Annotated in this window: 7 protein-coding genes; 5 read left to right on the top strand and 2 right to left on the bottom strand. The window is 72.8% G+C overall.

What is annotated here, in order from left to right; all coding sequences use genetic code 11:
- A partial coding sequence (locus tag ACIRFL_RS06160) for a transposase family protein (protein WP_404024445.1) occupies positions 1-518 on the top strand: 518 nt, incomplete at its 5' end.
- A gap of 178 nt (positions 519-696) precedes the next feature.
- On the top strand, positions 697-1,341 hold the full coding sequence (locus ACIRFL_RS06165) for a hypothetical protein (protein WP_404024447.1): 645 nt from the start codon (positions 697-699) through the stop codon (positions 1,339-1,341).
- Positions 1,342-1,421: 80 nt separating this feature from the next.
- Here the strand turns inward: ACIRFL_RS06165 and ACIRFL_RS06170 are convergent, their stop codons facing one another.
- Positions 1,422-4,778, bottom strand: a complete 3,357-nt coding sequence (locus ACIRFL_RS06170) for a right-handed parallel beta-helix repeat-containing protein (RefSeq protein ID WP_404024449.1) — start codon at positions 4,776-4,778, stop codon at positions 1,422-1,424.
- Positions 4,779-5,067: 289 nt separating this feature from the next.
- Here ACIRFL_RS06170 and ACIRFL_RS06175 point away from each other — a divergent pair, with 289 nt between their 5' ends.
- Positions 5,068-6,276 carry a S8 family serine peptidase gene (locus ACIRFL_RS06175; protein ID WP_404024451.1) on the top strand — a complete coding sequence of 403 codons (1,209 nt, stop codon included), beginning with the start codon at positions 5,068-5,070 and terminating at the stop codon, positions 6,274-6,276.
- A gap of 355 nt (positions 6,277-6,631) precedes the next feature.
- Here the strand turns inward: ACIRFL_RS06175 and eccCa are convergent, their stop codons facing one another.
- A complete protein-coding gene (gene eccCa, locus ACIRFL_RS06180; protein ID WP_404024453.1) occupies positions 6,632-10,669 on the bottom strand; it encodes a type VII secretion protein EccCa in 4,038 nt (1,345 codons plus the stop codon).
- Between the two features lie 872 nt (positions 10,670-11,541).
- Between eccCa and eccD the strand changes: the two genes are divergently transcribed.
- Positions 11,542-12,942, top strand: coding sequence for a type VII secretion integral membrane protein EccD (eccD, locus tag ACIRFL_RS06185; RefSeq protein WP_404024455.1), 1,401 nt, complete (start codon positions 11,542-11,544; stop codon positions 12,940-12,942).
- A gap of 129 nt (positions 12,943-13,071) precedes the next feature.
- A complete protein-coding gene (eccB, locus tag ACIRFL_RS06190; RefSeq protein WP_404024457.1) occupies positions 13,072-14,661 on the top strand; it encodes a type VII secretion protein EccB in 1,590 nt (529 codons plus the stop codon).
- Positions 14,662-14,757 lie beyond the last annotated feature (96 nt).

A 14,757-nucleotide genomic window follows, 5' to 3' on the forward strand; every position in this document is an offset into this window, starting at 1 on the left:
ACCGCTTCCACGGAGACTGGAACTACACCCTCCACCCCGCCAGCCACCCACCGCACCCGGACCGCCCCCGGCAGGGCGGGACGTCAGCCGGCGGCTTTTACCCCCTCACGCCCTATGACCTGCAGCACCCGGATCTGACCGGCATGACACGCCAGCAGCTCAGCGATCTCATCGACACCGTGATCCCTGGGCTGGAAGAGCACTGTGAACAAGCCCGCCACCGATCCCGCGGCGGACCACGCCGCGTCGCCCGCGGCACGGGCCGCAAACCCACAATCACCCCCGCCGACAAGATCCTGATCACCATCCTCTACCTGCGAAAGCACTCTCTTCAGGAGCTTCTCGGGCAGCTCTTCAACACCACCGCCATGACCATCAGCCGCGCAGTCAAAGACGTCCGCCCCCTCCTGGAAGTACACGACGTCTGCATCCCCGCCTCAACAGCCCGATTCCGCACGCCAACCGACATCGCCAGATTCCTCAACCCTGACAACACCAAGATCAAACCAGCGTGTTGATTCCCGGCAACTCCTGAAGTTACTAACATTCGCGTTAGTGTCACGCCGCCGAGTGGTGGCGGTGGTCCGGCCGGACCGTCGCCTCGATCGGGGCCGCCTACGTCGTCTCCGAGGCCGGCGTGGGGATGCGGTGGTTGCTGAGGAGGCGGTGTCAGACCGCTGTGCCAGGGTGTGCATCATGACCGTAGTCAGGAGTTCGGCCGATCGGGGTGGTGCCGTGGACGCCCTGTTGTGGCGGTGGGTGGATCACGTCGACCGTAACGGCGAGATGGGCATGCGACGGCCCGAATGGTTCGCGCAGGCAGGGGAGTTGGCGCTGGCCGAAGAGGTCACCTGGTTCGGGATGACGACCTCCGGCGGCTGGTATCACGGCGATCTGCCCGCCGGGCTGAGCAAGGCCCCGGTGTACGCGGGCTACTCCTGGCACCAGCAGGAGAGCGGGCCGCCGGTGGCCCGGGCCGGCATCGTCGTCGTACCGCTTGCGGATCCGGACCGGATCGCGGCGGCCGAATGGAGCGACGAGTACGGCGGTTACGAACCGGCGCCGGTGGACGGGTACGCCGTCCTGTGCAGCAGCCCGTTCGATCCGGTGACCGGCGGGGACCGCGCGGCCGGGGTCGCCCTCGGCGAGGCCCGGCGCATCATCGCGGCCGGCGACGCCGAGGGGCGCCGGGCCAACTACGCCGAGATCGTCACCGATCCGGACCGTGGCGGCAACGCCCTGTTCTTCCCCGTAGCGGGAGAGGAAAGGGAGGGCTACGAGGCCGTCGAGCCGGACGGCACGATCGTCTGCCTCTGCTTCATCGCCTACGACTTCGTGTAGGGGGCGTGGCGATGACCGTGTCCCACGGACGACATCAGGATGCCGCGACCGTCAGGTGGCGGTCCATCGGCCGTGTGCGATCAGGCGCCGCCATGGCCGGAGTTCCGCTGTCCCGGTGGTGGGGTGGGTAGGTCTTCCGGTAGGAGGGTTTGGAGTTGGGGCATGGTGGGGGAGGTCATTGCGGCCAGGCGGCGGGCCTGGCGGGTGGCCATCTGTTCGACGGTCTGCCGGGCCAGCCGCGCGTTGCCGAAGGAGCGGTCCCTGGGCTGGGCCTTGAAGAACGCGAGCAGGGCCTGCGGGACGTCGGGGGCGCACTCGAAGCCGGAGGCGGCGGCGTGCTGCTGGACGATGGTGACCAGTTCCTCCGAGCTGTAGTCGGGGAACTCGACGTGCCGTGAGAAGCGGGAGGCCAGACCGGGGTTGGAGGCCAGGAAGCGGTGCATCTCGTCGGTGTAGCCGGCCACGATCACCACGACGTCCTCGCGGTGGTCCTCCATCAGCTTCAGCAGCGTGTCCACCGCCTCCCGTCCGAAGTCCGCGGGCGATCCGGGCGGGGTGAGGGTGTACGCCTCGTCGATGAACAGCACGCCGCCGAGCGCCTTTTCGAAGATCTCCTGGGTGAGCTGGGCGGTGTGTCCCACATAGCGTCCGACGAGGTCGGCGCGGGCCACCTCGACGAGTTGGCCGCGGGGCAGCACGTCCAGCGAGCGCAGCAGTTTCCCGTACAGCCGGGCCACCGTGGTCTTGCCGGTGCCGGGCGGTCCCGCGAAGACCAGGTGCCGGTTGATGCGGGAGGCGGGCAGCCCGGCGGCCTGCCGTCGCCGGGACGCCGACAGCAGGTTGATCATGTCGGTGACCTCGTGCTTGACGGTGTCGAGGCCGACCATCGCGTTGAGTTCGTCCAGCGGTGAGGTGGCCCGGTCGCCGGACGAGGCGGCCCTGACGGCGGCGGCCGCGGCCTCGCCGACGTCCTCGGGCAGCAGGACCGTCAGATCCTGCTCGCCGGCCTCCGGGAGCGAGGCCAGCCGGAACGCCTGCCGGTCCACCATCTCCTCGAACACCTGCCGGGCCACCCGGCCGTTGCCGAAGTTGGGGCCCCGGTGCATGTCGGCGAAGTGCGTGGCGAGCGCGTCCCTGGTGTCGGGGGCGAGTTCGTAGCGGTGCCGTTCGCACAGGCTCTCCACGATGGTCACCAGCTCGTCGACGGTGTAGTTGACGAACTCGATGGTGCGCGCGAAACGGGACGCGAGGCCGGGGTTGACGGCGAGGAAGGAGTCCATCTCCTTGGAGTAGCCGGCCGCGATCACCACCACGTCGTCGCGGTGGTCCTCCATCAGCTTGACCAGGGTGTCCACGGCCTCGCGGCCGAAGTCGGCACCGGAGTTCTTGCTGTCGGAGGCCAGCGTGTACGCCTCGTCGATGAACAGTACGCCGCCGAGCGCCCGGTTGAACGTCTCGGTGGTCTTGATCGCCGTACCGCCGACGACCTGGGCGACGAGGTCGGCCCGGGAGACCTCCACGAGGTGGCCGGAGCGCAGTCCGCCCAACTCGGCCAGGATGGAGCCGTACAGGCGGGCGACCGTGGTCTTGCCGGTGCCGGGGGCGCCCGCGAAGATCAGGTGCCTGCTCATCGGCGGGGCCGGCATGCCGAGGCTGGCCCGGCGCTGGGCCAGCCGAGTCAGGTTGACCAGGCTCTTGACCTGGTGTTTGACCCCTTCCAGCCCGACCAGGGCCTCCAACTCCTCGACGGGCCCTTGTGGTTCGGCGGGCCCGTCGTCCTTGGCGGCCGGACCGGCAAGGTCCGCTGGGGCGGGCGGCGGTGCGCCGTCCCAGGCGTCCCGGGCGCCGTTCGCCACACTGGACAGCCGGTCCACGGTGAGCATGCCGTCCCGGGCGGTGTGCCGCAGCCCGGCGCCCCGGTTGTCGCTGACCGTGCAGTCACGCACGGAGACCCGTTCGGTGGTCTCGACCCGGATGCCGTCGGCCTGACCGCTGGAGACCTCGCAGTCGCCCAGCGCGGCCCGCGCCCCGGGGGCCAGCAGTACGCCGTGCGACCCGGAGGAGATGATCCGGTTGCGGACGAGGGACGCCTCGCCGCCTTCCTCGACCCGGACGCCCTCCGCCGTGCTGCCGTCCACGACGGTGTCGCGGAGGTCGGCCAGGCCGCCCGCCGCGACGAGGACGCCGGGCCCAGCGGCGTGCGACAGGCTGCTGTTGCCGAGGTGCGGGCGGCCGTCGTCGGCGACCCGCAGGGCGGCGCCGCCCGCCTTCTCGATCACGCAGTCCTCCAGCCGGCCGCGTCCCCCCTTGACGACCTCCACGCCGTGGCCGCCGGTCGCCACCACGCGGGCCCGCCGGATCAGTGGGTTGGCGCCGGAGAACACGGAGATGCCGACACCGGCGGCCGACGTCACCTCAAGACGGTCGAACTCGGCCGCCGACTCCCCGGTCAGCAGCACCGCGGACGCCGCCGAGCAGTCACGTACCACGGTCCGGTTCAGCATCGGCGCCGCGCTCTCGGTGGCCAGCACGGCGGGTCCCGCGCAGTCGGTGAACGCGCAGTCCTCGTACGTTCCCCGGGCCCGCCCGGTGACGGCAAGGCCGCTGCCCTTGGTGCGGCTCACCCGGCAGTGGCGCAGCACGGGTTCGGCGCCCGAGGAGACCAGGATGCCGTGCTCGGCGGTGGCCAGGACGTCGAGTTCGGTCAGCTCCGGGCGGGAGGCGCTGGTCACCAGGGCGCCGATCGCGAGGTCGTGCACCCGGGTACGGAGCACCCGGGTGGCGCTGTGCTGCTCCAGCGCGATACCGGGCTTGTCGGTGGCGGAGATGTCGCAGTCCTCGATTGCTCCGCGGGCCTGGCCGTTGGCGAGGACGCCGTTGCCGCGGGTGTCGCGCATCGTGCAGCCGCGTACGGTGGTGCGGGCCTTCTCGCTGATGACGACGGCGGAGCTGCCGAGGTTCTCCAGTACGCAGTCGGCGACGACACTCTCCTCGGACGAGGTGTCGACGACGCCGGCGCCCTCCGGGTTGGTGATCCGGCAGCCGCGCATGGCCAGCGACCCGGTGTTGCGGCTGAGCACCGCGGTCCAGCCGGTGCCGGCGATGTCGCATCCGTCGAGGGCGACCTGGCCCTGGAAGGCGTCCACGACCGGGACGTCGTCGCCGTCCGGGCCGCGCAGCACCAGATCGGTGAGCATCACGGCGTCGGCCGCCAGGGTCACGGCGGAGCCGGAGCGGGGCGCGATCTCCACGCTGCCGCGCGAGCCCTCGGCGACGATGGTGACCCGCCGGGAGATCCGCAGATTCTCCTCGTATCGCCCCGGCAGGACGCTGATCACCGCGCCCGTACGGGCCTTGGCCAAGGCTTCGCTTATCGTTCGGAAGCTGTCCGGCCCATCGGGCCTTTCGGGACCGACCGAGAGCAGCTGGCGTGCCACGCTCGAATCTCCTCCTCGTCAGCGGCGTCAGGGCGACGGCGGTCAGGTGGGGCGACAGGGGACAAGAAAACAGACTGTAGGACCGCGCGGTGAACAGCAGGCGGCGGCAGGGCGTCGCCAGGGCTGCGGCGGATCCTCCCCGGGGGCGGTACGGGTCGTGGTGCTGGGGTCATCATGCCCGTTCGAACGTCAGCCCGGGTGCGCCGAGGGCGCCCCCCTTATCATGCGCCTCATGAGGCAATCCCGGTTTCTCCGGTCCCCACGGCTTCCCCAACCCCCCTGCTCCCGCGTGCACTTCAGGCTGTCCGCGGGGCTGGGCGCGCTGGCCGTGACGGCGGTGTGCGCCCTGTACGCCCCGGCGCCCGCCATGGCCGCCTCCCCCTCTCCCGCCCCCTCTTCCGCGGCGTCCGCGGGCGACGGCACCGGCCGGACGAGCCTGCCGCCGGTCCCGCTCACCCTCGGCGACGACGACCCCTGCACCGCCGCCTCGAACCGTACGGCGCAGGCCGCGACCTGGGCCCAGCGGAGCCTGTCGCTGCCCCACGCGTGGCAGCTGTCCCGGGGCGCGGGCATCACCGTGGCGGTGGTGGACACCGGGGTGTCGGGCAAGGCGGCGGCGCTGTCCGGGCGGGTCACCGCCGTCGGGGACGCCACCGACGACTGCGTGGGGCACGGCACCCTCATCGCCGGCCTCGTCGCCGCCGCGCAGACCGACGGCACCGACGTCCACGGAGTGGCCCCGGGCGCCCGGATACTCGCCGTGCGCGGCACCGACGAGCGGGGCAACGCCAGCGCCGAACGGGTCGCCGACGGCATCCGCGCCTCCGTCGACAACGGCGCCCAAGTCGTCAGCGTGTCCGCGGCGTTGACCACCGGCGAGGCCGAGCTGACGGCCGCCGTCCGGTACGCCACCGATCACCAGGTCCTTGTCGTCGCCGCCGCGGCGCCCGACATCGAGCCCCGGGACGGCGAGGGCGCCGCGCGGTACTGGCCGGCGTCCGCTCCCGGAGCCCTGTCCGTGGTCGGCGTGACGGCCGACGGCGCCATGCTGGACAGCGCCGCCGGTCTCGCCGGGGCGGACCTCGCCGCCCCCGGCGGCCCCGTGGTCGGCATCGGGCCGCGCGGCTCCGGGCACTACATCGCCGCGGGTTCCTCCGCGGCCGCCGCGTTCGCCGCCGGCGCCGCGGCCCTGGTGCGCGCCTACCACCCGGACCTGACCGCCGCCGAGACCGCCGAGCGGCTGACCGCCTCCGCCACCCCGACCGGGGGCGCGCCCCGGCTCGACCCGTACGCGGCGGTCTCCATGGTCCCGCCCGGCTCCGGCACACCCGCCGCCGCGCCGAGCACGGCCCCGCTGCACCTGCCCGCGGTGTCCACCGCCCCCCGGGACCGTGCGCTCCTGTCCGCGGGCGTCATGGCAGCCCTGGTCCTGCTGGTGGCCGCGGCGGCAACGGTGATCCCCCGCGGCCAATCCCGAGGCTGGCGCCCACCCTCCTGACGTACCTGCGGTTACGTACGGCGGTGGCTGTTGCTTGCCCATGCTTGCGGGTGCCGCTGCGCCCACCCGTGCCGCCCCAGCGGCACGACTGCCCGCAGCAGTGCGCCCCGCCAGGGGCGCGGGGAACTGCGCGAGCAACCACGATGTGCCCGCGGCTGCGTACGCCGGTGGCTGTTGCTCGCCCAGCGGCACGACTCCCCGCAGCTGTGCGCCCCGCCAGGGGCGCGGGGAACTGCGCGAGCAACCACGATGGCGCCGCAGACGAACGACGGCGTGCCACGGTCCCGCCGGCGCAGCAACGCGCAGATGAACGACGGCCTGACACGGCCAAGCCAGCGCAGCGCAGCGCAGCGAACTAGTCGGTCTGGGCCGTCTGTACCAGCGTCATCGCCCGGCGGGCCACGCGCATGGCACGGCCGCGCGGCAGGATACGGGGCTTGATGTTCCCGAACAGATACCCCTCGGTGGGCGGGCAGGACAGCAGCAGACCGGGCGAGTTGACCTCCTGGAGGCGGCGCAGAAGGGCCTCCTGGAGACCGCGCCCGGCGCCGGACGCGGAGCGGGCGACGACCATGTGCAGCCCGACCTCGTAGCCCAGCGCGAGATGGTCGAGCAGCGGCATGAAGGGGTTGTTGCCGGGCCCCGCGCCGATCATGTCGTAGTCGTCGGCCAGGACGAACAGCCGCGGCCCCGTCCACCAGTCGCACCGCCGCATCCGGTCCGGGGTGATGTCCGGCCCCGGCACCCGGAGCCGGATCGCCCGTGCCGCGCCGCTGACCAGCTCGCGCAGCGCGTCGATGGACACGGCGTGCCCAAGCCGGTACTCCTGCGGTACCGCCTCCACCAGGTCACGGCGGTAGTCCACGACCAGCACCCGGGCCTCCTCCGGCGTGTACCGCTCGGTGATGGCGCGGGCGACGAGCCGCAGCAGGTTGGTCTTGCCGCTCTCGGTGTCGCCGACGACGAGCAGATGCGGGGTGACGGAGAAGTCGTGCCAGGCGGGGGCGAGTTTGTCCTCCTCCACGCCCAGTGCGACGCGCAGCCCGCCCTCCGCGGTGGTCTGCGGGGCCGGAAGCTCGCCGGCGGCCAGCAACTGTGGCAGCAGCCGCACCTCGGGCGCCCGCGGCCCCGTCCAGTGCTCCTTGATGTCCAGGATCAGGGCGGACGCCCCGGCCGCGAGGCCGTCGGCGCTCTCCACGCCGTCGATCCGCGGCAGCGCCGACAGGAAGTGCAATTTGCCGTCGACGGTCAGGCCCCGTCCCGGGGTGGCGGGCACCGTCCTGGCCCGGCGGGTGTCCACCATGGACTCGATGGGGTCACCCATCCGCAACTCGATGCGGGTGCCCGCCTGGTCGCGTACGGCGGCGGCCAGCTCCACCCAGCGGGCGGTGGTGACGATCAGGTGGATGCCGTAGTTGAGACCGCGGGCGGCGATCCGGGTGAACGTCTGGATCAGGTCCTGGTGGTCCTGCCGGACGGTGGACCAGCCGTCCACGACCACGAACACGTCACCGTGCGGCTGGTCGGCGAACTCACCGGCCGCCCGGCGGGCGCGGTACTCGGGCATCGAGGCGACGCCGTGCTGGAGGAAGAGCCGTTCGCGGTCCTCCAGGATGGCGGTGACCTCGGCGACGGTCCGCCCGATCCGCTCGGTGTCGACCCGGGCGGCCACCGAGCCGACATGCGGCAGTCCGGCCAGCCCGGCCAGTGATCCGCCACCGAAGTCCAGGCAGTAGAACTGCACTTCACGCGGGGTGTGGGTGAGGGTCAGCGCCGATATCAGGGTCCGTACGACGGTGCTCTTGCCGCTCTGCGGGCCGCCCGCGATGGCCACATGGCCGCCGGCGCCGGACAGGTCGACCGTCAGCAGGTCCCGTACCTGGTCGAAGGGGCGGTCGACGATGCCGACGGGCACCGAGAGACGGCCGCGGCCCGGCCAGCCCACCGTGGTCAGGCCGTGCTCGGGGTGCGGCGCCAGCGGCGGAAGGATCTGGTCGAGGGACGGCGAGGCGTCCAGCGGCGGCAGCCACACCTGGTGGGCGGGCGGTCCGGAGCCGCGCAGCCGGTCCAGGGCCACCGCCAGCAGCGTCTGCCCGGCGCCGGGTTGCTCCTCCTCGTCCGGCGCGGCGTTCCCGTCCGGTGCGTCCGGAAGGTCCGGATCGTCCGGTGTGTCCGGCGCCGGGTGCGGCGCGATCCAGTCCGTCGTCCAGGGTACGACCTGGCCGGCCGCCCGCGCCTGTGCCACCGGCCCGCTGCGGTGCTCGTAGGGCCCGGAGACATATGCGGCACGGAACCGGGTCAGCTCCTCCACACCGCTCTTCAGATAGCCGCTGCCGGGCTGCGGCGGCAGATGGTAGGCGTCCGGCACGCCCAGCACACCCCGGCTCTCCATGGCGGAGAAGGTGCGCAGGCCGATGCGGTAGGACAGATGGCTCTCCAACTGGTGCATCCGGCCCTCGTCCAGCCGCTGCGAGGCCAGCAGCAGATGCACGCCGAGGCTGCGCCCGAGCCGGCCGATCATCACGAACAGCTCCATGAACTCCCGGTGTGCCGCGAGCAGTTCGCTGAACTCGTCGACGATGACGAAGAGGCTGGGCAGCGGCTGGAGCGGGGTGCCCGCGGCGCGCGCCCGCTCGTACTCCAGGGCCGAGGTGTAGTTGCCGGCGGCGCGCAGCAGCTCCTGACGCCGTATCAGCTCTCCGTGCAGGGCGTCCTGCATGCGTGAGACGAGCGCGACCTCGTCGGCAAGGTTGGTGATCACCGCGGAGGTGTGCGGGAGTTCGTCAAGGCCGAGGAAGGTGGCGCCGCCCTTGAAGTCCACCAGGACGAAGTTGAGGGTGTCCGAGGAGTGGGTGAGCGCGAGGGCCAGCACCAGGGTGCGCAGCGTCTCGCTCTTGCCGGAACCGGTCGCGCCGATCAGCATGCCGTGCGGGCCCATACCGCCCTGCGCGGCCTCCTTGATGTCCAACTCCACCGGGCTGCCCTCGGCGCTGATGCCGATGGGCACCCGCAGCCGGTCCGCACCGCCGCGGCGCGCCCACAGCTCCCGCGGGTCGAAGCGGTGCAGGTCCGTGAGGCCGAGCAGGGACGTCAACTCGATGTCCGCGAACATCGGTTCGGCGGCGTCACCTCCGAACGCCATGCGGTACGGGGACAGCCGCATGGCCACCGCCCGCGCCATGGCCGGACCCAGCCGGTCGGGACGGCCGAGCAGCGTGTGCTGCTCCTGGCGGTTGCGGTCGGTGCGCACCAGCGAGACGGTGCCGGTGGTCCGGTTCCGCCGCCCGGCCCCGCCCTCGTCCTCGCTGAACTCCAGGCGCAGCGTGGAGCGTCCCGGACGCCAGGTCAGCTCGCCGGACAGGTCCAGCACGACGGCGTTGCGGAACCCGGCGCCGTCGAACCGGTGACCGCTCGGCACGCTCCCCTGGTCCACCACGATCACCGTGAACGGCTCCTCCCGGCCCGGTACGGCCTCCGGGTCGAACGGCGGCCGTTCCTGGAACTCCGCGCCGAGCAGATCCTCGAGGCCGGTCATGGTGGACACCACCAGCCGCACCGGACCGGCACCGTCCTGCTCCTCGGCGTGCAGGGCGTGCGGCAGCCACTTCACCCAGTCCCAGTCCGCGCGCCGGTCCTCGGACACGCAGAAGGCCAGCCACAGGTCGTCGGGCGAGTGGAACACGGCGAGCTGCGCCACCAGGGCCCTGACGGCGCCCCGGATACGGTCCTCGTCGCCGCGGAACAGCACCCGTGACCAGGCCCGCAGGGACAGCGCGATGGGCTGGTCGGGGACAGTCGCGTAGGCCCGTATGAAGCTGCGCAGGGCGTGCGCGGACAGCGGTTCCAGGTCCTCTACGGGCTTGGTGGACATCGGTGCCAGGCGCAGTCCAAGACGCTGCCCGCCCACCGCGAGCCGGGCCTCGCCGAAGTCGTCGTGCCCGGGCCTGCGTTCCCACAGCCGGGAGGTGCGGGCCAGCGAGGACAGCGCGGCGGGTTCGGGGTGCCGCCAGGACAGGGCGTACTGCTGCTGCACGAACGCCCCGCGGACCTGGGTCCGGGTCTGCCGGAGGTAGCGCAGATAGTCGCGGCGTTCGCCCTTGAGCCGGCGTTTGCGGTCGCCGGCCTTGCGCATCACCTGGCCGAGGATCATCAGGCCGGAGGCGGTCACCATCAGGGCAAGGGCGGTGTAGCCGAGGGTTGTGCTGCCGGTGCCCATGCGGATGAACAGCAGCATCATCGAGGCCGACATCATGCCCATGGGCAGGTAGTTCCACACCGCGGAGGTGTCCGGCACGATCTCCGGCAGGGTGGGCGGCTCCTGGAGGCTCAGCTCTCCCTCGGGCAGGTCCGGGGCCCTGCGACGGGCCGGACGACGGAAGAGAACCACACTCAAGGGACAGCCTCCTCGGCGGCGAAAGCCCACACGGCCAGAACGGCGGGCCGGTCGAATCGAGCGAACGGAACGGTCGGACGGACGGTGCGGTCGACTGGACGGGGTGGTCGGGCGGGGGAGTGGTCGGCCGGGTGGATGGTGTGTCAGGCGGGTGTGTCGGTCGGCTGGTGTGGGTGGCCGGGGAGCGGTCGGCTGGTCGGGACGGGCAGGTGGTTGGAGCGGTCGGTCGGTTGGAGTGGGGAACTGGTCAGTGGCGTCGGCTGGTCGGACGGGGTGGTCAGGTGCGTTTTGGTCGGCTGGTCTGAGTCGGCGGGCGGGAGTGGTCGGTCGCGGCGGTCAAGTGGACGGTGCGGCCGGGTGGTTGAGACGGGTCGTCTGGCCGGGTGGTCGCGGCCCTCGCGTTCGTGGTCCACCCGGCAAGGTCGGTGGGTGGGGTGGTTCGCCGGGTGGGACGTCGGGCGGGGGAGTGGTTCGGTCGGGCGGGGTGGTCAAGCGGGGGGTTTGGCTGAGGGGTTGGAGGGGGTGGGCGGAGTGCTTGGGCGGGCGGGGCCTCCGTGGGCGGTGTGGGTCGTCCGGTGTGAGCCGAGTGCCGCGGTGGGGGCCTCCGGGTGGGGCGGGGCGGGTGCACCGGAACTGTAAAGGGCTTCCGTCGGGGAACTCGTAAGCGGGGTTCTTCTGGGGTGGATTCCGCGGAGCGCATGTCCTGGGATGGGCCACCCCGGGCGGGACCGGAAATGATTTTGTAGGGTACAGCCGTCCGATTCCAGACGCCGATGTCGCGCGTCGGTCCCGGCACCCCCACTGCCACAAGGTTTCTTCCACCCTCATTGCCCGAAGGCCCCTTGCCCACAATTCGGAGAGACGAGCGAGCCTTGACCGACAGCACGGTGGCACATCTGTGCCGGATCACGGTGCGAGCACCCGAGAAATCCATGGACCTGGCCGTACCCGGTGACGTACCGGTGGCCGATCTGCTGCCCGCGCTGCTCGACTACGCCGGCGAAGAGACCCAGGAGGCCGGCCTCGAACACGGCGGCTGGGTGCTCCAACGCCTGGGCGGTGCGCCCCTCGACGAGGAGGCCACGCTCGACGAGGCGGGGGTCCGCGACGGCGAGACCCTGCACCTGAGGCCACGCGCCGACGCACTGCCCGAGCCGCACTTCGACGATCTGGTCGACGGCATCGCCACCACCATGGAACGCCGCCCGTTCGCCTGGACCCCCACGGTGAGCCGGCGGGTGCTGATCGGCCTCACGGTGACCGCGCTGGCCGCCGGCTCGGTCCTGCTCGCCCTGCCGGGCATGGACTTCGCGCTGCGCGTCGGCATCCTGTTCGCCGGCGGCCTGCTGATGCTGGCCGGCGCGGCCTCGGCGAGCCGGGCCGTCGGCGACGCGGGCGCCGGCGCCGCGCTGGGCGTGATGGCCACCGTGTACTGGACGCACGCGGGCTGGCTGCTGCCCGGCGGCACCTTCGAGGGCGACCAGGCCGACCAGGTCCTCGGCGCCCGGCTGCTGGCCGCGTCCGCCGCCGCGGCGGGCGGCGCGGTGCTGGCGCTCGCCGTGGTGGCGGCCTTCACCCCGCTGTTCCTGGCCACGGCCGCGATCGCGGCGGGCGGTGCGCTCGGCGGGCTGCTGCTGGTGCTGCTCGATCTGACGCCGCAGCAGGCGGCCGGCGTGACCGCCCTGGTCACCGTGTTGTTCGGGGCTTTCACACCCGCGCTGTCCTTCCGGCTCTCGGGTCTGCGCACCCCACCGCTGCCGACCAACGCCCAGCAGCTCCAGCAGGGGATCGACCCGCACCCCAGCGCCGATGTGGCCGCACGCACCGCGGTCGCCGACATGTGGATGACCGCGTTGTTCGCGTCCGCCGGGCTGCTCAGCGTGGCCTGTATCGCCGCGCTGGTCCGGCCGTTCGGCTGGCCCGGCGGTTGCATGGCCGCCGGGCTCTCGCTGCTGCTGCTGCTGCACGGCCGCGGCATGGGCAGCTCCTGGCAGCGGCTCGCGCTGATCGGCCCCGGCGTGCTCGGCGTGGCCGGCCTGGTGGTGTCCGCGGCCCTGGCGATCTCGCCCGGCTCCCGACCGGCCCTGCTCGTCGGGCTGTTCGCCACGGCGGCGGCGTGCGCCATCGCGTCCTGGACGGTGCCGGGGCGGCGGCTGGTGCCGTACTGGGGCCGGGCCGCCGAACTGCTGCACTCGGCCGCGGCGATCAGCCTGCTGCCGCTGGCCCTGTGGATCCTCGGCGTGTACGGGTACCTGCGGGCACTGGACCTGTGACGCCCTCCGTGGACGTCCGGGACCTCGACGCCGCGTGTCCACCGCTGACTTCCGAACGCCCGGCTCCTGAACCTTCGGTGAACTCCGAGCCGCCCACCTCCTGATCCCGACCCCTCCAGGGAGCAAGACGTGCAGAACAGACGCGACCAGGTCCAGGCGCACATGTTCGTCATGGGGCGGCTGACCTCGGGGCTGCTGCGCACCGATCTGGACGCGCCGGAGAGCCCCGTCGGCCGCACCAACCGGGGCCTGGCGATCGGCATCGTCGTCGCGCTGCTGGTGTCGGCCGGCGCCTTCGTCTACGGCCTGATATCCCCTTCCACCACCGACTCCTGGCGGGTGTCGGGGACCCTGATCGTGGACAAGGACACCGGCGCCCGCTACTTCTACCAGGACGGCGAGCTGCGCCCCGTGCTGAACTACGCGTCCGCGATGCTGCTCGCCGGTGCGCGCGGCGGCGGGATGTCCACCACGGCGGTCGGCACCGAGTCGCTGCGGCACACCCCGCGCGGCGCCGCCGTCGGCATCAGCGGCGCACCGGACGTACTGCCGGACGCCGGCGCGCTCGCCGACTCCCGCCCCTGGCTGGTGTGTTCGGCGCCCGAAGGCGGCGCGGGCACCCATGCGACCGTGCTCTCCGTGGCCTCCACCGCCGCCGAACGTCCGCTGCCCTCCGGCAGCGCGCTGCTGGTGGCCGACCCGTCCGGGAACCGTCATCTGGTGTGGCAGGGCAGGCGACTGCGGATCGACACCGGCAGCAGTGCCCTGGAGGGCCTCGGCTACGGATCCGCCGAACCCCGCGAGGTGTCCGCCGCGTTCATCGACGCCCTGCCGGCCGGTCCCGACCTGGCCCCGCTCGATGTGCCGGGCCGCGGCAAGGCAGGACCGTCGCTGGGCGGGCTCGACACCCGGATCGGGCAGGTCTTCCGCACCAGCGTGCCGGGATCCGCACGGACCCAGTACTACCTGCTGCGCGGCGAGGGCCTGGTGCCGCTGACGAACACCCAGGCGGCGTTGCAGCTCGGCGATCCGGACACCGCCGAGGAGGCGTACGGTGGCGGCCCCGCGAGCGCGCGGCAGCTGGAAGCGGGCGCTCTCAAGGGCCACTTGACGGCCGGCGACGTGGGCGCCGGCTCGACCGGCGGCGCCGCCGAGGCACTGCCGAAGTCGCCGCCCGTCCTCGCGACGGTCGGGGAGGACCAGGGGGTCTGTGCGGCCGTGACGCCCGGCACCGCGGCCGGAACCGGGGTGCGGGTGGGCGTCGCGGTGGTGTCCCAGAGCGCGCTGACCCCGCTCGCCCAGCGGCCCGCCACCCCAACGGCCGCCGCGTGCCCGGGCGTTGACGGGGTCGTGGTCGAACCCGGCGGTGGCGCACTGGTCCGGGCGAGCAGCGCCGCCGGTGGCGACGCCGGGGGCAGCCGGTACCTGGTCACGGACACCGGGGTGAAGTACCGGGTGCCGACGGACGGCGACGGGTCCGCCCTCGGCTACAGCGACGACCAGGTGCGGACCGTGCCCTCACTGCTGCTGTCGATGCTGCCGACCGGGCCGGACCTCGCGGCGGCGGACGCGGCGGTCGCGGTCGTCGCAGCGAACGCGCGCAGCGCACCGGACGGCGCGGGCTGCACAGCCTCCCGACCGCGACCGGGGGAATCGCCGGCCCAGGGTGGGAAGTCGGAATCGCCCGAGAAATCCCGGCGGACCGAACAGACACGGTGACGCCGGCTCCTGTGTACGCGATACCAGCAACTCCCGCTCAAAAGAGCGTATTCGGCGCTTCAAATGTCCCGTCGGATACCTGAAGGTGACGGGAAG

It is taken from the genome of Streptomyces sp. NPDC102462 (genome assembly GCF_044765425.1).
GTDB lineage: Bacteria > Actinomycetota > Actinomycetes > Streptomycetales > Streptomycetaceae > Streptomyces.